The organism is Escherichia sp. TC-EC600-tetX4 (assembly GCF_019356055.1).
GTDB lineage: Bacteria > Pseudomonadota > Gammaproteobacteria > Enterobacterales > Enterobacteriaceae.
The window spans coordinates 3,747,394-3,771,774 of sequence record NZ_CP079924.1; the positions used below are offsets into that span (position 1 = coordinate 3,747,394).

Annotated in this window: 23 protein-coding genes; 4 read left to right on the forward strand and 19 right to left on the reverse strand. The window is 52.4% G+C overall.

Going from position 1 to position 24,381, the window contains the following annotated elements; genetic code table 11:
* Window positions 1–3: 3 nt before the first annotated feature.
* The 18 genes from ftsA to ilvI all read right to left on the reverse strand — a co-directional run bounded on the left by ftsA (window position 4) and on the right by ilvI (window position 19,618).
* The gene (ftsA, locus tag KXD89_RS18220; RefSeq protein WP_000588474.1) at window positions 4–1,266 is read right to left on the reverse strand and encodes a cell division protein FtsA; all 1,263 of its coding nucleotides are present in this window, start codon (window positions 1,264–1,266) and stop codon (window positions 4–6) included.
* Entirely contained in the window at window positions 1,263–2,093 is an 831-nt protein-coding gene (ftsQ, locus tag KXD89_RS18225; protein WP_000075748.1) for a cell division protein FtsQ, read from the reverse strand. Before ftsQ ends, ftsA begins: the two co-directional genes overlap by 4 nt.
* 1 nt (window position 2,094) lies before the next feature.
* Complete coding sequence (gene ddlB / locus KXD89_RS18230; RefSeq protein WP_000130056.1) at window positions 2,095–3,015, reverse strand: D-alanine--D-alanine ligase; 921 nt, start codon at window positions 3,013–3,015, stop codon at window positions 2,095–2,097.
* The gene (gene murC, locus KXD89_RS18235; RefSeq protein ID WP_001096049.1) at window positions 3,008–4,483 is read right to left on the reverse strand and encodes a UDP-N-acetylmuramate--L-alanine ligase; all 1,476 of its coding nucleotides are present in this window, start codon (window positions 4,481–4,483) and stop codon (window positions 3,008–3,010) included. The genes ddlB and murC overlap by 8 nt, the downstream gene beginning before the upstream one ends.
* 53 nt (window positions 4,484–4,536) lie before the next feature.
* Complete coding sequence (gene murG, locus KXD89_RS18240) at window positions 4,537–5,604, reverse strand: undecaprenyldiphospho-muramoylpentapeptide beta-N-acetylglucosaminyltransferase (protein ID WP_000016560.1); 1,068 nt, start codon at window positions 5,602–5,604, stop codon at window positions 4,537–4,539.
* A complete protein-coding gene (ftsW, locus tag KXD89_RS18245) occupies window positions 5,601–6,845 on the reverse strand; it encodes a cell division protein FtsW (RefSeq protein WP_001295532.1) in 1,245 nt (414 codons plus the stop codon). Before ftsW ends, murG begins: the two co-directional genes overlap by 4 nt.
* On the reverse strand, window positions 6,845–8,161 hold the full coding sequence (gene murD / locus KXD89_RS18250) for a UDP-N-acetylmuramoyl-L-alanine--D-glutamate ligase (RefSeq protein WP_000796481.1): 1,317 nt from the start codon (window positions 8,159–8,161) through the stop codon (window positions 6,845–6,847). The genes ftsW and murD overlap by 1 nt, the downstream gene beginning before the upstream one ends.
* 2 nt (window positions 8,162–8,163) lie before the next feature.
* Entirely contained in the window at window positions 8,164–9,246 is a 1,083-nt protein-coding gene (gene mraY, locus KXD89_RS18255; protein WP_000964131.1) for a phospho-N-acetylmuramoyl-pentapeptide-transferase, read from the reverse strand.
* Window positions 9,240–10,598: a UDP-N-acetylmuramoyl-tripeptide--D-alanyl-D-alanine ligase gene (gene murF, locus KXD89_RS18260; RefSeq protein WP_000626685.1), complete on the reverse strand. Its 1,359-nt coding sequence runs from the start codon at window positions 10,596–10,598 to the stop codon at window positions 9,240–9,242. The genes mraY and murF overlap by 7 nt, the downstream gene beginning before the upstream one ends.
* Window positions 10,595–12,082: a UDP-N-acetylmuramoyl-L-alanyl-D-glutamate--2,6-diaminopimelate ligase gene (gene murE / locus KXD89_RS18265; protein WP_000775093.1), complete on the reverse strand. Its 1,488-nt coding sequence runs from the start codon at window positions 12,080–12,082 to the stop codon at window positions 10,595–10,597. The genes murF and murE overlap by 4 nt, the downstream gene beginning before the upstream one ends.
* Complete coding sequence (ftsI, locus tag KXD89_RS18270) at window positions 12,069–13,835, reverse strand: peptidoglycan glycosyltransferase FtsI (protein ID WP_000642196.1); 1,767 nt, start codon at window positions 13,833–13,835, stop codon at window positions 12,069–12,071. Before ftsI ends, murE begins: the two co-directional genes overlap by 14 nt.
* 15 nt (window positions 13,836–13,850) lie before the next feature.
* Window positions 13,851–14,216: a cell division protein FtsL gene (gene ftsL / locus KXD89_RS18275; RefSeq protein ID WP_000625658.1), complete on the reverse strand. Its 366-nt coding sequence runs from the start codon at window positions 14,214–14,216 to the stop codon at window positions 13,851–13,853.
* A complete protein-coding gene (gene rsmH / locus KXD89_RS18280) occupies window positions 14,213–15,154 on the reverse strand; it encodes a 16S rRNA (cytosine(1402)-N(4))-methyltransferase RsmH (RefSeq protein WP_000970479.1) in 942 nt (313 codons plus the stop codon). The genes ftsL and rsmH overlap by 4 nt, the downstream gene beginning before the upstream one ends.
* Window position 15,155: 1 nt before the next feature.
* On the reverse strand, window positions 15,156–15,614 hold the full coding sequence (gene mraZ / locus KXD89_RS18285) for a division/cell wall cluster transcriptional repressor MraZ (RefSeq protein ID WP_001295533.1): 459 nt from the start codon (window positions 15,612–15,614) through the stop codon (window positions 15,156–15,158).
* Between the two features lie 601 nt (window positions 15,615–16,215).
* Window positions 16,216–17,220: a catabolite repressor/activator gene (gene cra / locus KXD89_RS18290; protein WP_000762401.1), complete on the reverse strand. Its 1,005-nt coding sequence runs from the start codon at window positions 17,218–17,220 to the stop codon at window positions 16,216–16,218.
* Between the two features lie 81 nt (window positions 17,221–17,301).
* Window positions 17,302–17,388, reverse strand: coding sequence for a fruR/shl operon leader peptide (locus KXD89_RS18295; RefSeq protein ID WP_001303787.1), 87 nt, complete (start codon window positions 17,386–17,388; stop codon window positions 17,302–17,304).
* Window positions 17,389–17,399: 11 nt separating this feature from the next.
* Complete coding sequence (gene ilvN / locus KXD89_RS18300; protein ID WP_001300383.1) at window positions 17,400–17,891, reverse strand: acetolactate synthase small subunit; 492 nt, start codon at window positions 17,889–17,891, stop codon at window positions 17,400–17,402.
* A 2-nt stretch (window positions 17,892–17,893) separates the two neighbouring features.
* Window positions 17,894–19,618: an acetolactate synthase 3 large subunit gene (gene ilvI / locus KXD89_RS18305; protein ID WP_001295534.1), complete on the reverse strand. Its 1,725-nt coding sequence runs from the start codon at window positions 19,616–19,618 to the stop codon at window positions 17,894–17,896.
* A 118-nt stretch (window positions 19,619–19,736) separates the two neighbouring features.
* Here ilvI and KXD89_RS18310 point away from each other — a divergent pair, with 118 nt between their 5' ends.
* Window positions 19,737–19,781 carry a protein YabR gene (locus tag KXD89_RS18310; RefSeq protein ID WP_120795371.1) on the forward strand — a complete coding sequence of 15 codons (45 nt, stop codon included), beginning with the start codon at window positions 19,737–19,739 and terminating at the stop codon, window positions 19,779–19,781.
* Window positions 19,782–19,935: 154 nt separating this feature from the next.
* Here the strand turns inward: KXD89_RS18310 and leuO are convergent, their stop codons facing one another.
* Window positions 19,936–20,880, reverse strand: a complete 945-nt coding sequence (gene leuO / locus KXD89_RS18315; protein WP_001115472.1) for a transcriptional regulator LeuO — start codon at window positions 20,878–20,880, stop codon at window positions 19,936–19,938.
* A gap of 659 nt (window positions 20,881–21,539) precedes the next feature.
* On the opposite strand from leuO, the gene leuL reads away from it, so the two are divergent.
* The 3 genes from leuL to leuB all read left to right on the forward strand — a co-directional run bounded on the left by leuL (window position 21,540) and on the right by leuB (window position 24,381).
* Window positions 21,540–21,626: a leu operon leader peptide gene (gene leuL / locus KXD89_RS18320; RefSeq protein ID WP_001300467.1), complete on the forward strand. Its 87-nt coding sequence runs from the start codon at window positions 21,540–21,542 to the stop codon at window positions 21,624–21,626.
* A gap of 92 nt (window positions 21,627–21,718) precedes the next feature.
* Window positions 21,719–23,290 (forward strand): 2-isopropylmalate synthase, encoded by a 1,572-nt coding sequence (gene leuA, locus KXD89_RS18325; RefSeq protein ID WP_000082850.1) that lies wholly within the window; start codon window positions 21,719–21,721, stop codon window positions 23,288–23,290.
* On the forward strand, window positions 23,290–24,381 hold the full coding sequence (gene leuB, locus KXD89_RS18330; RefSeq protein ID WP_001698010.1) for a 3-isopropylmalate dehydrogenase: 1,092 nt from the start codon (window positions 23,290–23,292) through the stop codon (window positions 24,379–24,381). Before leuA ends, leuB begins: the two co-directional genes overlap by 1 nt.

Sequence of the window (24,381 nt, forward strand, 5' to 3'; positions counted from 1 at the left end):
AAATTAAAACTCTTTTCGCAGCCAACTATTGAGTCGCTTGATCCACGAGCCAACTGATGCTGTAACACGTTTTTCTACTTCAGCTTCACCGTTAAGATGTGACTCTTTCCCATAGTGAAGCAATCCCACCGCCGTCGAATAATACGGCTCCTGAGCATAATCCGTTAAACCGGTAATGTTCAGCGGCGCGCCGATACGCACTTGCGTATGAAACACGCGCTGAGCACAGGCTGCAAGACCTTCGATCTGCGCTGCGCCACCGGTTAATACAATGCCTGCCGCCAGGTGATGTTTAACCCCTTGTTGGCGAAGCTTTTCCTGCAACTGCAATATCTCTTCGTTGACCAGGTTGAGCAGCTCGGTATAGCGCGGCTCGATCACCTCTGCCAGTGTCTGACGTTGCAGACTCCGTGGCGGACGACCACCTACGCTCGGCACTTCCACGCTCTCATCTTTTCCAACGATGGAACCCAGCGCACAACCGTGGCGAACTTTAATCGCTTCGGCGTCGCTTGGCGGCGTGCCAAAGGCGTAAGCGATATCACTGGTCACGACATTGCCAGCATAAGGAATTACCTTAGTGTGGCGCAATGCCCCACCGGTATAAACGGCGATATCCATTGTACCACCACCGATATCGACGACGCAGACACCCAGTTCACGTTCATCTTCCGTCAATACCGAATAACTTGATGCCAGTCCGGCAAATATCAGTTGGTCAACTTTCAGCCCACAACGTTCAACCGCTTTGACGATGTTTTTCGCCATATCGTTGTGACATGTGATCAGGTGCACTTTTGCCTGCATCCGCACGCCCGAAAGTCCTACCGGATTCTTGATCCCTTCCTGATAGTCAATCGCATACTCTTGCGGGATCACATGCAGCACACGATGCTCATCGCGCACACGCACCGATTTCGCGGTATGGACGACGTTTTCCACATCTTCTTGCGTCACTTCTTCTTCAGAAATAGGCACCATACCAATTTCATTCTGGCAGCTGATGTGCTTACCAGAAAGCGCCAGATATACCGAAGAGATCTGACAATCTGCCATCAATTCTGCCTGGTCAATGGCGCGTTGTACGCACTTGACCACGGATTCGAGGTCGTTCACCCCGCCTTTATCCATACCACGCGACGGGCAGCTGCCCACGCCAATGATATTGACCATACCGTCGGGCAGAACTTCCCCTACTAAAGCGGCAACCTTCGCGGTACCAATCTCCAGTCCTACTACCAGTTTTCTGTCCGTCGCCTTGATCATTGTTGTTCTGCCTGTGCCTGATTTTGTTGCTGAGTAGATTCCTCTGGCGGCAAGGGCGCCCAGCCTACTGCCGCTCCAGAGTCATAACGCAAATCAACGTAGCTAATCCGTTTGCCATCGGTTTGCGCCTGCTGCTGTAAAACCGGATAAAGTTCTACAAAGCGAGCCAAACGTTTCATCGTATCGCCCCGGCCAAGATTGAGCTTAATATCGTTATTCAGCGTCAACTGCCAGGAACGCCGCGCGGTCATCGCCGCTTCCTTCAGAGTAAATCTGTCCTTTGCCAGCATCTGCCCCATTTCGCGATAGCCCTGCAACACTTCATTGGCGCTGCCTTCCGGGCCATACAGCATTGGAAGCACCTGCTTGCTGGTGCGTTCTGGCGGCACGCTGAAGGTATTTCCTTCCGCGTCTACCATATGTTGATCATTCCACCGCGCAATCGGCACATATTCAACCAGATGAATCTTCAATTCATCAGGCCACTGCTTTCTGACGCTCACCTGCTTAATCCACGGCAGGCGTTGTTCTATTTGCGTCTGGATGATGTTGACATCCTGGGTCATAAAGGTACCCGGCTCACCCAATGCCAGGATCGACTGCCGGATATCGTCATTACGTGTGTAATGGCGTTCACCGGTCAACACCAGCTTTGAGAGCGGCAGGCGTTGCGCATCTTCCATCCAGCCCAACACGACCCAGCCGCTCACCAACACTGTCGTTAAAACGGTCAGCAGGAAAAGGATCCCCGCCAGACGCGTTCCATTATTGCGGCGAGAAGAAACCTCTTCTTCGCTGTTTCGCGTGTTCAGAGCAGCCTGCGACATATTAGTCCGCCAGTTCCAGAATTCGTACTACCAACTGCGAGAAGCTCATACCTGCCTGACGTGCCGCCATCGGCACCAGGCTGTGGCTGGTCATACCCGGTGAGGTATTGGCTTCCAGCAGATAAAACTGTCCATCGCTGTCCAGCATAACGTCAATACGTCCCCATCCTTTGCAACCTAACGTCGTCCATGCTTTCAGCACTAATGCCTGCAAATTGGCCTCTTGTGACGCTTCCAGACCTGCGGGGCAGAAATACTGTGTCTCATCAGAGAGATACTTCGCCTCATAATCATAGAAGGTTCCGGACGGTTGAATACGTATTGACGGTAAAATTTCTTCACCGAGTATCGCAACCGTGAACTCCGGCCCACTTAGCCATTTTTCAATCAATACTTCTTCATCGTGCTGAAATGCCAATCTTAATGCATCTTGTAGAGCATTTTCTGCTACTACTTTTGACATTCCCACACTGGAACCTTCGCGGCTCGGCTTAACGATAACCGGCAAACCCAGAGCAGAAATTTCTGCTAACTGCTTATCGCTCAGGCCTTTTTCAAACTCTGCGCGGGTTAACGCTACCCACGGCGCGACCGGTAAACCGGCACCTTGCCATAGAAGTTTGCTGCGTAGTTTATCCATTGAAAGCGCAGATGCCATCACTCCGCTTCCGGTATAAGGCAAGCCCATCAGCTCGAGCATCCCCTGCAGCGTACCATCTTCACCGCCGCGACCGTGTAGCGCGATAAACACTTTCTGAAAGCCCATCGACTTCAGTTGCGTCACGTCGACTTCTTTCGGGTCGACAGGATACGCGTCAATACCGCCTTCACGCAGTCCGGCTAACACCGCTGCGCCAGAATTCAGAGAAACTTCCCGCTCAGCGGAGGTCCCACCCAACAGGACCGCGATTTTATCAGTCATGTTGTTCTTCCTCCGGAGTTTGCGGCTTCAGTTTGATTTCAGCTAAAGAACGGGCAATTTTTCCAATATTACCAGCCCCCTGAACGAGAATCAGGTCGTTACCGGTTAATACCGGTGCCAGCATCTCGGCTACCCGCGCCGGATCCGGCACCAGAATGGGATCAATTTTCCCACGTCCACGAATTGTGCGACACAGCGAACGGCTGTCCGCTCCCGGAATTGGCGCTTCGCCAGCCGGATACACTTCCAGCATCAACAGGGTATCAACCTGCGTCAGCACATTGGCGAAATCATCATACAGGTCGCGCGTACGGGTAAAACGGTGCGGCTGAAACAGCATTACCAGGTTTTTATCCGGCCAGCCTGCGCGCGCCGCTTTAATGGTGGCGTCCACTTCCGTCGGGTGGTGGCCGTAGTCATCGACCAGCATTGCCGTACCGCTTTTACCATTCACTGGCTCCAGCGGGAATTCACCGAGGAAATCAAAACGGCGACCAGTCCCCTGGAAGCTTTCAAGCGCCCGCAAAATAGCCTCGTCGTCAATGCCCTCTTCCGTAGCAACCGCAACCGCAGCTGCGGCGTTCAGCGCGTTATGACGACCTGGCGCATTCAGGGTGACGCGCATCGGCTCTTTGTCCTGGCGCAGCAGCGTAAAGTGCCCCTGCGGGCCAATCTGCTGATAATCTTCTACACGCACGTCGGCATCTTCGCTGAAGCCGTAAGTCGTGGTCTGACGCCCCACTCGCGGTAACAATTCGCGGATCACCGGATCATCAACACACATCACCGCACGACCGTAAAACGGCAGGTTGTGCAGAAAATTAATAAAAGTCTGTTTTAAATTCTCAAAGTCGCCCTGGTAGGTATCCATGTGGTCGGCTTCGATATTGGTGACAATCGCCACCATCGGTTGCAGATGCAGGAACGATGCATCACTCTCATCTGCTTCGGCAATCAGGTACCGACCATGCCCCAAACGCGCATGAACCCCCGCCGCTTTTACCAGCCCGCCGTTAACGAAGGTTGGGTCGAGCCCCGCTTCTGCGTAGATGCTGGAAACCATCGCGGTGGTTGTCGTTTTGCCGTGCGTTCCGGCAATGGCGATGCCATGACGAAAACGCATTAACTCAGCCAGCATTTCGGCACGACGGATCACCGGAATACGCGCTTCATGAGCGGCGACAATTTCCGGGTTATCGGCAGAAATCGCGCTGGAAACAACGACCACGCTGGCATCACGTACGTTTTCCGGGCGATGGTTGAAATAAATCGTCGCACCCAGATTCATTAACTGCTGCGTGACCGGATTTGGCGCTAAATCGGAACCACTGATCTGATAACCTTCATTGGCCAGAACTTCGGCAATACCGCCCATACCGGCACCACCAATGCCGACAAAATGTATGTGCCGAACGCGACGCATTTCGGGCACGATGGAACGCAGTTTTGCCAATTGTTGTGTATTCATTCTTTACGCCATTAACTTCTTAAATTCATACGATGCAAAAGGCATCGCTACAATTACGCCCGGGCAACCCGGCTCACTTCATTTGCCACTCGCTCGGTGGCATCCGGAATGGATGCAGCGCGGGCGCGTTCTGCCATGGTTAATAAGGTTTCTCGCGACCACCCGGCCAGGGTGTTGGCGACAGCATCCACGCTAAGCTGTGGCTGCTCGATAATTTTGGCTGCGCCCGCTTTTTCCAGCGGTAGCGCATTCCAGTATTGCTGGCGGTCTTTATGTTGAAACGGCACAAACAACGCCGGTAGTCCTGCCGCGGCGATTTCACTCACCGTTAACGCACCGGAGCGGCAAACGACGACATCCGCCCACGCATACGCCGCCGCCATATCATCAATAAATTCCGTCACTTTATGCTGCGGTTGCCCCGCTTCGGCATACGCCTGTTCAACGGATTGTTGCGAACCTTTGCCGCTCTGATGCCAGATAGTGACTGAATCACCCAGTTTCGCAGCAACCTGCGGCATTGTCTGGTTAAGAATGCGTGCGCCCTGAGAACCACCCACTACCAGCACACGAACCGGACCTTCACGTCCAGCCAAACGTTGCTGCGGCAACGGCAGCGCCAACACATCGGTACGCACCGGGTTACCCACTACTTCCGCATTAGGGAAAGCACCTGGAAACGCCTGCATCACTTTGGTGGCAATCTTCGCCAGCCATTTATTGGTTAAGCCCGCAATACCGTTTTGTTCATGAAGTACAACCGGAATGCCTAACGACCACGCGGCCAGACCACCTGGACCTGACACGTAGCCTCCCATACCGAGCACCACGTCAGGTTTGTACGCTTTCATAATCGCCCGCGCCTGACGCCAGGCGTTGAAGATACGCAGCGGGGCAGCTATCAGTGCTTTTATACCTTTTCCACGCAGACCAGAGATACGAATGAAATCAATTTCGATGCCATGTTTTGGCACTAAGTCCGCTTCCATACGGTCGGCAGTCCCCAGCCAGCGAACTTGCCAACCCTGAGCCATTAGATGGTGCGCAACCGCCAGTCCCGGGAATACATGTCCACCGGTTCCGCCTGCCATCACCATTAATCGCTTTCCTTGACCACTCATCGTGAACCTCGTACAAACGCCTGCGCTTTCTCCAGACGCGTTTCATAATCAATACGCAACAGCATCATGATGGCTGTCGACATAATCAGTAAGCTCGAACCACCGTAACTGATCAGCGGCAATGTCAGACCTTTGGTCGGTAACATCCCCGCCGCCGCGCCTACGTTAACCAGCGCCTGGAAGCTAAACCAGATGCCAATAGAACAGGCGAGAAAACCGGAAAAACGGTGGTCAATTTCTAATGCTTTACGGCCAATCGACATCGCGCGAAAAGCGACGAAGAATACCATTAAAAGTGCCAGCACCACACCGACATACCCCAGTTCTTCGCCGATAATGGCGAAAATAAAGTCAGTGTGCGCTTCCGGCAGATACTCCAGTTTTTGTACCGAGTTACCTAAACCTTGCCCCCAAAGTTCGCCGCGACCAAACGCCATCAGCGATTGCGTTAACTGATAGCCGCTGCCAAAGGGATCTTCCCACGGGTTCCAGAATGCGGTAACACGGCGGATACGGTACGGTTCGGCGAGTATCAGCAACACAACCGCTGAAATGCCCATACCGATAATGGCAATGAACTGCCACAATTTCGCTCCCGCCAGGAACAACATCGCCAGCGTAGTCACAAACAACACCACCACCGTACCAAGGTCTGGCTGTGCCAGCAGTAACACTGCCAACACCAGAATCACGCCCATCGGTTTCAGGAAGCCGCGCAGGTTATTACGTACTTCGTCGCCTTTACGCACCAGATAGTTGGCGATATAGCAAAACAGCGACAGTTTTGTCAGCTCCGCAGGCTGGATACGCAGCAAACCGAGATCGATCCAACGCGATGCCCCTTTAACCGAGCTACCCACTACCAGGACGATCATCAGCAGGATGATAGATCCGAGCAGCATCGTGGCACTGTAGCGTTGCCAGAACTCCATCGGCAGACGCAGCGTAATGATCGCCAGAATAAACGCCAAAATCAGATAGACACCATCACGCTTCGCGAAGAAGAACGGATCGTTGGTTAAGCGTTGCCCTATGGGCATTGACGCCGAGGTCACCATGATAAAGCCAATCGCCGCGAGGCCGAAGGTCAGCCACAGTAAGGTGCGATCGTACATGATCAGGCTGTCGGTATCTTTTTCCCGCGAGCCCATCACCCAGCCCTTTAGCGCCGTGGAGATCCAGACCAGGATACTGAATCCTGGCAGGCGCGGCATTTTCAGGCGAGGGAGAGATAAACGCATCAACCTAACTCCTTCGCCAGACGGGCAAACTCATTGCCTCGTTGTTCAAAGTTCTTGAACTGATCAAGGCTGGCACAGGCTGGGGAGAGCAGAACCATATCGCCCGGCTGAACACGCGGAGCCAGCAAGCGCATCGCCTGTTCCATAGTTTCGGTTTGTTCTGCCACTTCCGGGCGTAGCGCCGCCAGCTGCGCGCCGTCACGACCGAAACAATACAGACGTACGTTATCGCCATTCAGGTAACGCGCCAGTGGGCTAAAGTCCGCCGATTTACCATCGCCACCCAGCAACAAATGCAGTGTGCCGTCTACGTGCAGGCCATTCAGCGCCGCTTCCGTACTGCCGACGTTGGTCGCTTTCGAATCGTTAATCCAACGTACGCCGTTATGCTCCAGCACAACTTCAAAGCGATGCGGCAGACCAGTGAATGTGGTTAACGCTTTCAGGCTGCTGGCACGCGGTAACCCTGCAGCATCTGCCAGCGCCAGCGCCGCCAGCGCATTGGTGTAGTTATGCTGCCCGGAAAGTTTCATCTCTTTCACATTCAGCACTTTCTCGCCTTTAACCCGCAGCCAGGTTTCGCCCTGCTGATGATTCAGGTGATAGTCACCCATGTTGACGCCAAAGCTGACGCAGCGTTCATCCGCACCGCGAATCGGCATTGTTAAGGCATCATCAGCATTAACCACGCAAACTTTCGCGTTTTCGTAAATGCGCAGTTTTGCTGCACGATACTGTTGTAAACCAAACGGATAGCGATCCATATGATCTTCAGTCACGTTCAGAATGGTCGCTGCTACCGCCTGTAAGCTGGAGGTGGTTTCCAGCTGGAAGCTCGACAGTTCCAGCACGTACAGTTCACACTCATCATCCAGTAGCATCAACGCAGGCAGGCCAATATTGCCACCCACACCAACGTTAACCCCCGCCGCTTTCGCCATTTCACCCACTAGCGTGGTGACCGTGCTTTTGCCGTTAGAACCGGTAATCGCCACAATCGGTGCTTGTGCTTCGCGACAGAACAGCTCGATATCGCCAACGATTTCGATTCCGGCATCAGCGGCAGCGCTTAAGGATGGATGCGCCAGTGCAATACCGGGACTGGCGACAATCAGATCTGCCGCCATCAGCCATTCATCATTCAGACTGCCCGTGTGGCGTTCTACGGCTTCGGGTAATTTATCCAGGCCAGGCGGTGTCATACGCGTATCCATAACGCGCGGCGTCACACCGCGAGCGAGGAAAAAGTCCACGCAGGAAAGCCCGGTGAGGCCCAGGCCGATAATGACGACATTTTTACCCTGATAATCAGCCATGATTAACGTACCTTCAGCGTTGCCAGACCAATCAGAACCAGCATCAGCGAAATAATCCAGAAACGCACAATGACGCGCGGTTCCGGCCAGCCTTTCAGTTCATAGTGGTGATGAATCGGTGCCATGCGGAAAATACGTTGTCCGCGCAGTTTAAAGGAGCCGACCTGCAGGATGACAGAAAGCGTTTCTACCACGAACACGCCCCCCATAATCACCAGCAGGAATTCCTGACGTAGCAGTACGGCGATAATGCCTAACGCACCACCTAACGCCAGCGAACCTACATCGCCCATAAAGACCTGCGCCGGATAGGTGTTAAACCACAGGAAGCCCAGTCCTGCCCCGACTATCGCGGTACAGACAATAACCAGTTCCCCGGCGTGTCGCAGATACGGTATATGCAAGTAGCTGGCAAAGTTCATATTGCCGGTCGCCCACGCCACCAGCGCAAAACCACCGGCGACAAATACGGTCGGCATAATTGCCAGGCCGTCGAGACCATCGGTCAGGTTTACCGCGTTGCCAGTACCCACAATGACGAAGTAAGCCAGCAGAATGTAGAACAGCCCCAGCTGCGGCATCACATCTTTAAAGAATGGGACCACCAGCTGCGTTGCGGGCGTGTCTTTGCCGGCAAGGTACAGGGCGAAGGCGACACCCAGCGCAATGACCGACATCCAGAAATACTTCCAACGAGCGATCAACCCTTTGGTGTCTTTACGCACCACTTTGCGATAATCATCAACAAAGCCAATAACACCGTAACCTACCAGCACCACCAACACGCACCAGACGTACGGATTGGACGGGTAAGCCCACAGCAGTACGGAGATCACAATCGCCGTCAGGATCATAATCCCGCCCATGGTCGGCGTACCGCGCTTGCTGAAGTGTGATTCAGGACCGTCGTTACGCACCACCTGACCAAAGGAAAGTTTTTGCAAATGAGCAATCATACGCGGGCCCATCCACAATGAGATGAACAGCGCGGTCAGCAGGCTGACGATGGCGCGAAACGTCAGATAGGAAAAGACGTTAAAGCCGGAATAATATTTGACCAAATGTTCGGCCAGCCAAACTAACATGTCCCATTCTCCTGTAAAGCGCGTACTACCTCTTCCATGGCGGCACTACGTGAACCCTTAACTAAAATCGTAATTACCTGTTGCTCAGCAATCAGTAATTTAAGACGCGTAATTAACGCAGTTTTATCAGCAAAATGTTCGCCAACGCCGCTGGCGGTGCTGATAGCATGGCTTTGTTTACCCACGCTTAACACGCGGTCAATACCAGCAGCTTTTGCCGCCTCGCCCACCTGTACATGGCAGGCTTCGCTTTCAGCGCCCAGTTCCGCCATATCGCCCACCACCAGCACGCGGTAGCCCGGCATTTCAGCCAGTACCTGGACTGCTGCAGTCATTGAACCGACATTGGCGTTGTAGGAGTCGTCGAGCAGCAACTGGTTTTCTGCCAGTTGGATGGGGAACAGACGGCCTGGAACAGCTTTCAGATTTGCCAGCCCCGCTTTGATAGCATCAAGCGTTGCGCCCACGGACATGGAGAGCGCAGCGGCTGCCAGCGCATTCGCAATATTGTGACGCCCCGGCAACGGCAGCAGAACATCGACGCTACCGGTTGGGGTTTGTAGGGTAAATTCCGTACCGTGCGAGGTCACATGGATATTGGTGGCGGTGAAATCGCTGTTGGCGGCATTGGGTGAGAAACGCCACACTTTGCGTGAGCCAATTACGCTCTGCCAGTTCAGCCAGTCGTTGTTGTCGGCGTTCATAATGGCGATACCGTTTTCCGGCAGGCCGCTAAAGATTTCACCTTTCGCTTTCGCGACACCCGCAAGCGAGCCAAAACCTTCCAGATGCGCCGCTGCCAGGTTGTTGACCAGCGCAGCTTCCGGGCGAGTCAGACTCACAGTCCAGGCTATTTCGCCCTGATGGTTCGCGCCAAGTTCAATAACTGCGTAATCGTATTCCGGCGTTAAGCGCAACAGCGTCATCGGTACACCGATGTCGTTGTTGAGATTGCCTGCCGTATAAAGCGTGTTGCCGCACTGGCTTAAAATCGCCGCCGTCATCTCTTTAACGGAGGTTTTGCCGGAGGACCCCGTCAGAGCAACCACGCGCGCCGGAACTTGCTGGCGAACCCATGCAGCCAGTTCACCAAACGCCAGACGCGTATCCTTGACGATTAACTGCGGCAGGTCGATGTCCAGCGGACGGCTAACCAGTAGTGCGCCTGCGCCGCCAGCTTTCGCCTGGTCGGCAAAATCGTGGGCATCAAAACGTTCGCCTTTCAGGGCAACAAACAGGCAGCCCGGCGTCAGTTTTCGGGTATCAGTGGTTACAGCATCAAGGGTGATATCTGCACCTTGCAGTTCACCGTTGAGAATGTCGGTAAGTTGGCTAAGGGTTACGCTAATCATGCAATCACCCCCAGCAGACGCGCCACCGTGACGCGATCGGAGTAGTCCAGACGCTGATTGCCAACAATCTGGTAATCTTCATGGCCTTTGCCCGCGACCAGTACCACATCATTCTCTTTAGCCTGCATAACGGCGCAAGTCACCGCTTCAGCACGGCCTTCCATCACTTTGGCATGTCCGGCATCTAACATTCCCGCCAGAATATCGTTGATGATGGCACGCGGTTCTTCGGTACGCGGGTTATCGTCCGTCACCACCGCCACGTCAGCAAACTCTTCGGCAATTGCGCCCATCAGTGGACGCTTACCTTTATCGCGATCGCCACCACAGCCAAAGACACACCACAGCTTGCCCGCACAGTGCAGACGCGCCGCCTGTAAGGCTTTTTCCAGTGCATCCGGCGTATGCGCGTAATCCACCACCACCGTCGGTTTGCCTGGCGCAGTGAACACTTCCATACGTCCGCAAACCGGTTGCAGACGCGCGGCGGTTTTCAGCAGATCAGCCAGTGGATAGCCGAGTGCCAACAGTGTCGCCAGCGCGAGCAGCAGGTTGCTGACGTTAAAAGCGCCCATCAGATGGCTTTCAATTTCGCCATCGCCCCAACTTGAGCTAAAGCGAATCGTCGCACCGCTGTCGTGATAGTTCACTTCGGTCGCTTTCAACCAGCGTCCGTGACAGTTCGGATTAATATGATCTTCCATTGATACCGCAACCGCGTCCGGCAGTTTTGCCAGCCAGCGGCGGCCCACTTCATCGTCGGCGTTAATAATCGCCTGACCGCAATGATGCTCAGAATAAAGCAGCCATTTCGCGGCTTCGTAGTGTTCCATATCACCATGATAATCAAGGTGATCGCGGCTTAAGTTGGTAAAGACCGACGCCGCAAATTTCAATGCCGCCACACGGTGCTGTACCAGCCCGTGGGAGGAAACTTCCATTGCGCAAAACGTCGCGCCCTGATCCACCAGCCCCGCCAGCTCATGCTGAACATCGACTGCCGAACCGGTTGTATTTTCTGTCGGGATCACTTTCCCCAGCAGGCCGTTACCAACGGTGCCCATTACCGCGCTGATTTCGCCAAGCAGTTGGCTCCACTGCGCCAACAGCTGGGTAGTCGTGGTTTTGCCGTTGGTGCCCGTTACGCCCACGAGACGTAAATTGTCAGAGGGTTCATGGTAAAAGCGGCCCGCCAGTGCAGATAAACGCTCGTTGAGCTGGCTGAGATAGATGACCGGTACGCCGTGCATTTCACGGATTTCACCATCGGTCGCCTCATCTTTCGCCTCTGCAATAATGGCAGCCACACCTTGCGCTATCGCCTGCGGGATATATCGACGCCCGTCCGCCTGATGACCTACTACAGCTACAAAGAGATCGCCCGCCGCAGCCACACGGCTGTCGAGTGTCATCTCTCGCAGTGCTCGCGAAGGTGCGTCTGGCACCCACGGAGCAAGAAGGTCGCGCAAATTACGATCTGCCACCTGTCCCCTCGCCTTGATTAATCACAAATTCATTTTTATCGCCCGTTGTCAGCGCATCCGGCTCGATGTTCATGGTACGCAATACGCCGCCCATGATGGCACCAAAGACCGGCGCGGAAACGGCGCCGCCGTAGTATTTACCCGCCTGCGGATCGTTGATAACAACAACCAGCGCGAAGCGCGGCTGACTCGCAGGCGCAACGCCTGCGGTATAAGCAATATATTTATTGATGTAGCGACCGTCCGGCCCGACCTTTTTCGCGGTACCGGTTTTAATGGCGATACGATAGCCTTTAATCGCCGCCTTCACGCCGCCGCCGCCTGGTAGCGCCACGCTTTCCATCATATGCACCACAGTGCGGACAATGGATTCCGGGAAGACACGTTCACCGGGAACCGGGGGGTCAACTTTGGTAATCGACAGTGGGCGATAAATGCCGTAGCTGCCGATAGTTGCGTAGACTCGCGCTAACTGTAATGGTGTTACCATTAGCCCGTAGCCGAAAGAGAAGGTGGCCCTCTCTATGTCAGACCACCGTTGTTTTTGAGGATATAAGCCACTGCGTTCTCCGACCAACCCCAAATTGGTCGCTTTTCCCAGTCCAAAACGTGAGTAAGTATCTACTAACGCTGAGGACGGCATCGCTAACGCCAGCTTGGAAACACCGACGTTACTCGACTTCTGTAATACCCCGGTCAGGGTTAATTCGCTGTAGCGTGCCACGTCTTTGATTTCGTGGCCGTTAATTCGATAAGGAATGGTATTGAGTACCGAGTTTTCCCGCACCACGCCACGTTGCAACGCGGTCATTACCACCATCGGTTTAACCGTTGAGCCCGGTTCAAACACGTCGGTGATGGTACGGTTACGCATCGCCTCTTTCGGCGTGCCGCTCAGATTGTTAGGGTTGTATGACGGGCTGTTAGCCATCGCCAGCACTTCACCGGTGTTGACATCCACCAGCACGGCGCTACCAGATTCAGCCTTGTTAAAGGCCACCGCGTTGTTCAGTTCGCGATAAACCAGCGCCTGCAGGCGTTCATCAATACTCAGCGCCAGGTTGTGCGCTGCCTGGCTGTCAGTAGAAGAAATATCTTCAATTACGCGACCATAGCGGTCTTTACGCACAATGCGCTCACCCGGCTGCCCGGTAAGCCATTTATCGAAACTCTTCTCAACGCCCTCAATCCCTTGACTATCGACGTTAGTAAAGCCGATGAGGTGAGCAGTCACTTCGCCGGACGGATAGTAACGGCGAGACTCTTCACGCAGATGAATCCCCGGCAGTTTCAGTTTTTTGATGTAGTCCGCCATGTCAGGGTTCACCTGACGCGCCAGATAAATAAAGCGCCCTTTCGGGTTGGCGTTAATGCGGGCTGAAAGCTGATCCAGCGGAATATTGAGCGCGTTAGCCAGCGCCTTCCAGCGGTCACCGACGCTGATACCGCCAGCGTCATGCACTTCTTTCGGGTCAGCCCAAATCGCTTTTACCGGCACGCTCACCGCTAACGGGCGACCAGAACGGTCAGTAATCATGCCGCGGGAGGTGGAAACTTGCTGAACGCGAAGAGAACGCATGTCGCCCTCTTTCACCAGCATATCCGGGGAGATAACTTGTAACCACGCTACGCGTCCGAGCAGAAAAGCCAGCGCCAGGAGAATACAGCCGCATAACAACGCAAAACGCCAACTGATAAAGTTGGCATGTTCTTCCTGACGTTTTGGTTTCTGCGTTTTCGCCGCTGCTTTCATGCGTCGCGTTTATCCTTATTTTTGCACTACGATATTTTCTTGTGACGGATCAACATGCTGCATTTGCAGCTTTTCCGTGGCGATCCTTTCCACCCGGCTATGGTCGCCGAGCGCATTCTCTTCAAGGATCAGGTTGCGCCATTCAATGTCTAAAGCATCTCGCTCCAGCACCAGTTGTTCGCGCTGAGCGGTCAGTAAACGGGTATGGTGCGCCGTGGTTACCACAGTCACCGCCGTCAAAATAATGCAAATGAACAGGCAGAGTGGCAGCTTCCCAAATCGCAAAAGATCGTCACCGATAACACCAGGCAATGCATGGCGCTCGTGGCTTCCCATCGATCCTTTAACTTTGCTTAGAGCTTCTGTCACTCTGCTGATCATGCATTCGTCCTCTCTGCAATACGCAGAACTGAACTACGGGCACGAGGGTTCTCAGCCACCTCTTCTTCGCCCGGCATTAACTTGCCTAGTGCTCGCAGCTGACGGCCACCCAGTTTTTTGAGCTGCTCTTCAGTCATCGGTAACCCTGCCGGAACTTGCGGACCGCGGCTGTTTTCACGCATAAAACGTTTCACAATACGGTCTTCCAGCGAGTGGAAGCTGATGATCGAAAGCCGCCCACCCGGGGCCAGCACGTTGAGCGAGCTTTTTAGCGCCTGCTCTATCTCCTCCAGTTCACTGTTTACCCAAATGCGCACCGCCTGGAAGGTACGGGTCGCGGGATGTTTAAACTTATCTTTCACCGGCGTTGCAGCAGCCACGACTTCCGCCAGTTCTTTGGTGCGGGTCATCGGCTGTTCGCGGTTACGCTCGACAATGGCGCGGGCAATGCGTTTGGCAAAACGCTCTTCACCATAGGTTTTCAATACCCAGGCGATATCGGCTTCTTCTGCGGTTTGTAGCCATTCAGCGGCTGACTGCCCACGGGTTGGGTCCATACGCATGTCCAGCGGACCATCGCGCATAAAGGAAAAGCCACGTTCAGCATCATCAAGTTGCGGTGAAGAGACGCCAAGATCGAGGAGAATGCCGTCGATCTTGCCGATAAGATCGCGCTCGGCAACGTATTCGCCCAGCGCGGAGAAAGGTCCGTGGATGATGGAGAAGCGCGGATCATCAATAGTCTTCGCAACGGCGATAGCCTGCGGGTCGCGATCGATCGCCAGCAAACGCCCCTCTTCGCCAAGCTGCGAGAGGATCAGACGTGAGTGACCACCGCGACCAAAAGTCCCATCAATGTAGATGCCATCAGGACGGATATTGAGGCCATTAACGGCTTCATCCAGCAGCACCGTAGTATGTTTATAGTTTTCCATCATTTTATAGAGACAAGTCCTGCAGTCGCTCCGATAAGTCTCCGGTAGCCAACTGCTCTGCGTCGATATCTTCCTTGACCTGTTGATGCCAGGTTGTTTCATCCCACAGCTCAAACTTGTTGAACTGTCCAACCAGCATCACTTCTTTTGTCAGCCCGGCATGTTGCCGCAGTACTGGCGCGATTAACAATCGACCTGCGCCATCCATCTGACATTCGCTGGCATGACCTAACAGTAGGCGCTGCACACGGCGCTCAACCGGGTTCATGCTCGACAGACGCGATAATTTTTGCTCGATAATTTCCCATTCAGGCAGGGGGTAAAGCAGCAGGCACGGGTGATAAATGTCAATGGTGCAAACCATTTGACCGGCAGCGTTCTCAAGCAGCTGTTCCCGATAACGGGTAGGCACTGATAAGCGCCCTTTGCTGTCGAGATTGACTAACGTTGCTCCCCGGAACATGCCAGCCTCACCCCTTATTCCCACTTTGCCCCACAATTTCCCACTGAAAGGAGTTTACGGAGCTGAGGAAAAGCTTGTCAAGCCAGTCACAAGGCATACCGAGGTAAAAAACCCGATGTTTACGGCTAATATCAGCGTTGTTTATTTTACGTCCAACGTGCGAAGCAAATTAACGTTATGAATAGCTGTAAGAAAAAATCCCTCATCGTCATCACCGTTTTAAAATGACTCACTATTTTCCACAGCAAATATAAAGTGTCAGTTTGCGACGCGAGCGGCATTTTAGGACATATCTTCCCCGGTTAACAGTCCTTGTTACGTCTGTGTGGCGCTTGATGCCAGCGGGTTTGCGCAAAAGCAAAGAAAAGTGTTTGTTAAATCGGCAATTCATCGCCGCATGTAACAAAATAATGCAAAAACGCGCTGTCGATATCACTTAATTATTGTGAATTTCAGCTGGTGAGTTAATTAACGGGCGGGTTTAAAAGCATTTATCAATAATAGTCAGGAATAGTCTTATTTACTTTAAGCATATTGATGTCCAGTCCCGTACTCTACGCGCCAGAGGGAAATTCACCTGGCGCGTATTTTTGTTCGCGGCTTAGCTACGGCTGAGCACGCCGCGGCGATAGAGATTACGTTTAATGCGCGTTAAACCAGGTTTTGGCTTACGCGGTTCGTCCAGGCTTGCCAGGACAATCTCCAGCACACGCTCTGCGACATCGCGGTGACGTTGAGCCACTGCCAGCACCGGACACTGTAAGAAGTCGAGCAGTTCGTTATCGCCAAAGGTGGCAATTGCCAGGTCAGAAGGCAGTTTGCCGTCGCGACGCAGCGTGACATCCATCACTCCTTGCAACAACGCAAACGACGTTGTGAACAGCGCCTGCGGCATCGGATGCGTTTCCAGCCATTTTTCGAATAACTGGGCAGCCGCCTCCCGCTCATAGCTGTTGGCATACAGGAAATGCACTTCGCGCGGATCATCTTTCCAGGCAGTACGGAAACCTTGTTCACGCAGGAAGCTGACAGAAAGCTCCGGTAGCGCACCAAGATAAAGCACCGTCTCGGCGGGAAACTTACGTAACTCTTCCGCCAGCATTTCGGCATCATCCTGATCGGCACCAACCACGCTGGTGAAGTGTTCACGATCGAGGGCGCGGTCCAGCGCGACAATCGGGAACGGGTCGTTAGCCCAGCGTTGATAAAAAGGATGCTCAGGAGGCAACGACGTCGAAACAATAATGGCATCAACCTGACGCTGTAAAAGGTGCTCAATGCACCGCATTTCGTTGTCTGGCTGATCTTCTGAGCAGGCAATCAGCAGTTGATAACCCCGTTGCCGCGCCTGGCGTTCAAGATAGTTAGCGATGCGGGTATAGCTGGTGTTCTCCAGATCGGGGATCACAAGACCAATAGAACGTGTGCGTCCAGCACGAAGCCCAGCTGCCACGGCGTTCGGGTGGTAATTGTGCTCACGCACCACAGCCATGACTTTTTCAACGGTTTTGTCGCTCACACGGTATTGCTTCGCTTTGCCGTTAATAACATAGCTTGCAGTGGTCCGCGACACTCCCGCCAGCCGAGCGATTTCATCCAGTTTCACAATTGCCCCTTGCGTAAAATGTAAAAACCATAGCCATTGTACTGGTATGGGTTAAATTCATTAACATCTAAGCGCAGAAAATTAACTGCGGCAACTGCTTTTATTCCAGGTTCCCACTGATTTCGCAAAAAAAGCCCAACGTGACATGTTGGGCTGTAAATTGCGCATTGAGATCATTCTCAACGCATTATTTTATCGCCGCGCGAAAGTCCGACCACACCAGAGCGAGCAACCTCCACAATTTTCGCCACATCGCGAATCGATGCTAAAAATGCATCAAGCTTACCGCTGGTGCCTGCTAATTGAACGGTATAAAGCGAGGGTGTGACATCGATAATTTGCCCACGGAATATTTCCGTATTACGTTTCACTTCGTCACGCCCGTAACCGCTGGCCTGAATTTTCACCAGCATGATTTCCCGCTCAACATGCGCGCCCTGCCCCAACTCACTCACGCGCAAGACATCGACCAGTTTGTGTAATTGCTTTTCGATCTGCTCAAGTACTTTTTCATCGCCCACGGTCTGGATGGTCATACGCGATAATGTCGGATCGTCGGTTGGCGCAACGGTCAGGCTTTCAATGTTGTAGCCACGCTGGGAAAAAAGGCCAATCACGCGGGATAACGCGCCTGATTCATTTTCGAGTAAGACTGATAATATCCGGCGCATAATCAGGTTCTCTCCGTTTTGCTTAACCACATTTCATCCATTCCGCCCCCGCGAATCTGCATCGGGTAGACGTGCTCGCTGCCATCGACGGTAACATCAACAAACACCAGGCGATTATTGCGCACCTGTTCCAGCGCCTCGCTAAGTTTGCTTTCCAGCTCATGCGGATGAGAAATCTGGATCCCGACATGCCCATAGGCTTCCGCCAGACGGACGAAATCGGGTAGCGATTGCATATAAGATTGTGAATGACGGCCGGAATAGATCATGTCCTGCCACTGCTTCACCATCCCCAGATAGCGGTTATTGAGATTCACCACCAGTACGGGCAACTCGTATTGCAACGCGGTAGACAGTTCCTGGATGTTCATCTGAATACTGCCGTCGCCAGTGACGCAAACCACGGTTTCTTCTGGCAACGCCATTTTGACGCCCAGTGCCGCAGGTAAACCAAAACCCATCGTGCCGAGGCCACCGGAATTGATCCAGCGACGCGGTTTGTCGAATGGATAATAAAGTGCAGCAAACATCTGGTGCTGCCCGACATCGGACGTCACGTAAGCGTCTCCCTTCGTCAACCGCCAAAGAGTCTCGATCACCGCCTGCGGTTTAATCTTTTCACTGTGAGTGTCATATTTCAGGCACTGACGAGCGCGCCACTGTTCAATTTGCTGCCACCAGTCGCGGATCTCATCCAGTGGTTGATGGGCGGATTCTTGCGACAAGAGTTCAAGCATTTGTTCGAGGACCTGGCGAGCATCCCCCACAATCGGGATATCCGCAGTCACGGTTTTAGAAATGGAAGTAGGATCAATATCGATATGCAGAACAGTGGCATTTGGGCAGTACTTTGCCAGATTGTTCGTCGTTCGGTCATCAAATCGTACCCCGACGGCGAAAATCACATCCGCGTTATGCATCGTCATATTGGCTTCGTAGGTACCGTGCATTCCCAGCATGCCCAGTGCCTGACGATGCGTTGCCGGAAACGCCCCCAGCCCCATCAATGAGCAAACAACGGGCAGATTCAACGCCTCCACCGTTTCTTTCAACTGCTGATGGCAGCCCGCCGTGATTGCCCCACCGCCTACGTAGACAACCGGTTTTTTTGCCGCTACCAGCGTTTGCAGAGCACGCTTAATTTGCCCTTTATGTCCGGTAGTAGTGGGATTGTAAGAACGCATACTGACCGACTCCGGCCAGACATAGGGTAATTTGTTCGCCGGATTAAGAATATCTTTCGGTAAATCAACGACTACTGGTCCTGGGCGACCACTTGCCGCCAGCCAGAAAGCCTTTTTCAGCACCTGCGGAATGTCTTCCGTTTGCTTAACCAGAAAACTGTGTTTAACCACCGGTCGCGAAATCCCCACCATGTCGCACTCCTGAAAGGCATCGTAACCTATCAACGAGGTCGCTACCTGCCCGGAAAGGACAACTAATGGAATGGAATCCATATAAGCGGTGGCGATGCCAGTAATCGCATTGGTCGCCCCTGGACCCGACGTTACCAGCACGACGCCGACTTCCCCGGTCGCGCGCGCCAGGCCATCGGCCATATGCACCGCCGCCTGCTCATGACGAACTAATACATGATCAATACCACCCACGGTATGCAATGCATCATAAATATCAAGGACTGCGCCTCCGGGATAACCGAATACTTGTTTAACGCCCTGATCGATAAGCGATCGGACGACCATCTCGGCTCCAGACAACATCTCCATGGCCTGCCTCACTGTTTGACGGAAAAAATGTGTAAAACACATTAACCGTCCGATCTTGCTTAAGCAATTGGCAGCCAGAGACATAAACACGGGGTAATAAGAATAAACAGGAGGAAAGGTGAAAAGAAACGATAAAATCCTCCATTACAGAGGATTAAATTGATAATAAATCGGCTGAATCCCACAACTTACAGCAATTTCTCTATTTTTTTAATTAATCCTAAAATAGAGAGCCCACACATTCAGAATAAAATTCTACATTCAATAAAAAATGCAGAATAAACCAGACATTCATGTCTGACCTATTCTGCAATCAGTTAGCGTTTGCAAATTGAGACTAATTGCTCTTCCATCCACTGATGGCCTTTATCGCGCCCGGCAGCTTCATGCCAGGAGAGATAACAGGTTCTGCTGTTTTGTTTTAACGGCAGCGGTAATACCTGTAATTCTAAGGATTCAGCGAACTCTTCAGCCAGCCAACGCGGCGCAATAGCGACCAAATGCGTTTGCGACACCACGCTAAGTACGCTCATCATTGCCATGCCCTGATACGCGATACTGGCTTGCTTATCTACCGTGTCATACCAAGGTTGACTAAATGACGCGAAACGATCGAGCGAAACCGCCGCATGTTGTTCGTTATAAACATCATGTTTCAGTAACGGGCCCTTAATTGTTGGATGATTTTTGCTGGCTACCAGCACCATTTCATCTTTAAATAATGGTACGCTGGTAAATTCAGGACGATGGAAGTCTTCATAACTAATCACAAACTCCGTTTCCTGATAACGCAGCTGATGTTCAGTGTTCTGATTTAATGAAGACTTGAACATAACATGTATATTTGGCGCAATCTGCTCAATGTGATTATAAATCTGCGAGGTCAGAATGCTGTCTAACGGGCTGCAAACACAAAGATGAAATACACGTTCACTGCTCGCGGGTTCAAAACCTGAACCAGGCAATTCATTTTGTACTAGTTGCAATGCCTGACGAACTGAACCAAAAAGTTGAAATGCGCGAGCAGTCGGTTGAATACCACGGCCATAACGAACAAAAAGCTCGTCATTAAACATCACCTTCAGGCGTGCAACAGCGTTACTGACCGCAGGTTGCGACATTCCCAGAACATGAGCGGCACGAGTAATGTTTTGCTCCTGCATCACGGCATCGAAAACGGTTAATAAGTTGAGATCGACCATGCGTAGCTGTGGTTTGCTTAACTCCGCCGTCTCTGGATGATCTGTTTGTACCTCTGGCATACTTAACTCCACTGTCACACTTAACTCCCTTTCCCTTATTGGAATGCAGAGAAATAATCCTGAAGAATATGATTTATCATGCATATAAAATAAGAAAAAGCAAAATGAGTAAAATTCGGAAAACATAAAGATACGGGTTCTGATAAAAACAGAATCCATTGCCGTGGAATGAGTCATTTACCACAGCATAATAATCCATAATGTTTTTGTTGCGAAAACAATCTAATCATAACTACCGCGAATACTCAATCATCTACAAAATGGATTAAATGTGCTTATTTAATAATTAATTTATATATTTAATGCATTAATTCTTAACATTAATTGATCAATAATATTCACCAAATCAATATCAAAAAAAATCGCAAAACATATAATTCAATACAAATCATCAGGATAGGTTTTGCAACGCGTGCATTTTGTCCCCTTTTTCCTCGTTGATTAGATGCAAAAATTTATGCTGAAATATGTCAACCGATGAAAAGCGTCGGTAGTTAAGCAGAAATTAATATCGCTTACTTTAACCACCGCAGCACAATTAGCTAATTTTACGGATGCAGAACTCACGCTGGCGGGACGTTTTTATTGCGTCAGGGTTGACATCCGTTTTTGTATCCAGTAACTCTAAAAGCATATCGCATTCATCTGGAGCTGATTTAATGACTCACATCGTTCGCTTTATCGGTCTACTACTACTAAACGCATCTTCTTTGCGCGGTAGACGAGTGAGCGGCATCCAGCATTAAGCCAGCACGCAGTCAAACAAAAAACCCGCGCCATTGCGCGGGTTTTTTTATGCCCGAAGCGAGGCGCTCTAAAAGAGACAAGGACCCAAACCATGAGCCAGCAAGTCATTATTTTCGATACCACATTGCGCGACGGTGAACAGGCGTTACAGGCAAGCTTGAGTGTGAAAGAAAAACTGCAAATTGCGCTGGCCCTTGAGCGTATGGGTGTTGACGTGATGGAAGTCGGTTTCCCCGTCTCTTCGCCGGGCGATTTTGAATCGGTGCAAACCATCGCCCGCCAGGTTAAAAACAGCCGCGTATGTGCGTTAGCTCGCTGCGTGGAAAAAGATATCGACGTGGCGGCCGAATCCCTGAAAGTCGCCGAAGCCTTCCGTATTCATACCTTTATTGCCACTTCGCCAATGCACATCGCCACCAAGCTGCGCAGCACGCTGGACGAGGTGATCGAACGCGCTATCTATATGGTGAAACGCGCCCGTAATTACACCGATGATGTTGAATTTTCTTGCGAAGATGCCGGGCGTACACCCATTGCCGATCTGGCGCGAGTGGTCGAAGCGGCGATTAATGCCGGTGCCACCACCATCAACATTCCGGACACCGTGGGCTACACCATGCCGTTTGAGTTCGCCGGAATCATCAGCGGCCTGTATGAACGCGTGCCTAACATCGACAAAGCCATTATCTCCGTACATACCCACGACGATTTGGGCCTGGCGGTCGGAAACTCACTGGCGGCGGTACATGCCGGTGCACGCCAGGTGGAAGGCGCAATGAACGGGATCGGCGAGCGTGCCGGAAACTGTTCCCTGGAAGAAGTCATCATGGCGATCAAAGTTCGTAAGGATATTCTCAACGTCCACACCGCCATTAATCACCAGGAGATATGGCGCACCAGCCAGTTAGTTAGCCAGATTTGTAATATGCCGATCCCGGCAAACAAAGCCATTGTTGGCAGCGGCGCATTCGCACACTCCTCCGGTATACACCAGGATGGCGTGCTGAAAAACCGCGAAAACTACGAAATCATGACACCAGAATCTATTGGTCTGAACCAAATCCAGCTGAATCTGACCTCTCGTTCGGGGCGTGCGGCGGTGAAACATCGCATGGATGAGATGGGGTATAAAGAAAGTGAATATAATTTAGACAATTTGTACGATGCTTTCCTGAAGCTGGCGGACAAAAAAGGTCAGGTGTTTGATTACGATCTGGAGGCGCTGGCCTTCATCGGTAAGCAGCAAGAAGAGCCGGAGCATTTCCGTCTGGATTACTTCAGCGTGCAGTCTGGCTCTAACGATATCGCCACCGCCGCCGTCAAACTGGCCTGTGGCGAAGAAGTCAAAGCAGAAGCCGCCAACGGTAACGGTCCGGTCGATGCCGTCTATCAGGCAATTAACCGCATCACTGAATATAACGTCGAACTGGTGAAATACAGCCTGACCGCCAAAGGCCACGGTAAAGATGCGCTGGGTCAGGTGGATATCGTCGCTAACTACAACGGTCGCCGCTTCCACGGCGTCGGCCTGGCTACCGATATTGTCGAGTCATCTGCCAAAGCCATGGTGCACGTTCTGAACAATATCTGGCGTGCCGCAGAAGTCGAAAAAGAGTTGCAACGCAAAGCTCAACACAACGAAAACAACAAGGAAACCGTGTGATGTCGAAGAATTACCATATTGCCGTATTGCCGGGGGACGGTATTGGTCCGGAAGTGATGACCCAGGCGCTGAAAGTGCTGGATGCCGTGCGCAACCGCTTTGCGATGCGCATCACCACCAGCCATTACGATGTAGGCGGCGCAGCCATTGATAACCACGGGCAACCACTGCCGCCTGCGACGGTTGAAGGTTGTGAGCAAGCCGATGCCGTGCTGTTTGGCTCGGTAGGCGGCCCGAAGTGGGAACATTTACCACCAGACCAGCAACCAGAACGCGGCGCGCTGCTGCCTCTGCGTAAGCACTTCAAATTATTCAGCAACCTGCGCCCGGCAAAACTGTATCAGGGGCTGGAAGCATTCTGTCCGCTGCGTGCAGACATTGCCGCAAACGGCTTCGACATCCTGTGTGTGCGCGAACTGACCGGCGGCATCTATTTCGGTCAGCCAAAAGGCCGCGAAGGTAGCGGACAATATGAAAAAGCCTTTGATACCGAGGTGTATCACCGTTTTGAGATCGAACGTATCGCCCGCATCGCGTTTGAATCTGCTCGCAAGCGTCGCCACAAAGTGACGTCGATCGATAAAGCCAACGTGCTGCAATCCTCTATTTTATGGCGGGAGATCGTTAACGAGATCGCCACGGAATACCCGGATGTCGAACTGGCGCATATGTACATCGACAACGCCACCATGCAGCTGATTAAAGATCCATCACAGTTTGACGTTCTGCTGTGCTCCAACCTGTTTGGCGACATTCTGTCTGACGAGTGCGCAATGATCACTGGCTCGATGGGGATGTTGCCTTCCGCCAGCCTGAACGAGCAAGGTTTTGGACTGTATGAACCGGCGGGCGGCTTGGCACCAGATATCGCAGGCAAAAACATCGCCAACCCGATTGCACAAATCCTTTCGCTGGCACTGCTGCTGCGTTACAGCCTGGATGCCGATGATGCGGCTTGCGCCATTGAACGCGCCATTAACCGCGCATTAGAAGAAGGCATTCGCACCGGGGATTTAGCCCGTGGCGCTGCCGCCGTTAGTACCGATGAAATGGGCGATATCATTGCCCGCTATGTAGCAGAAGGGGTGTAA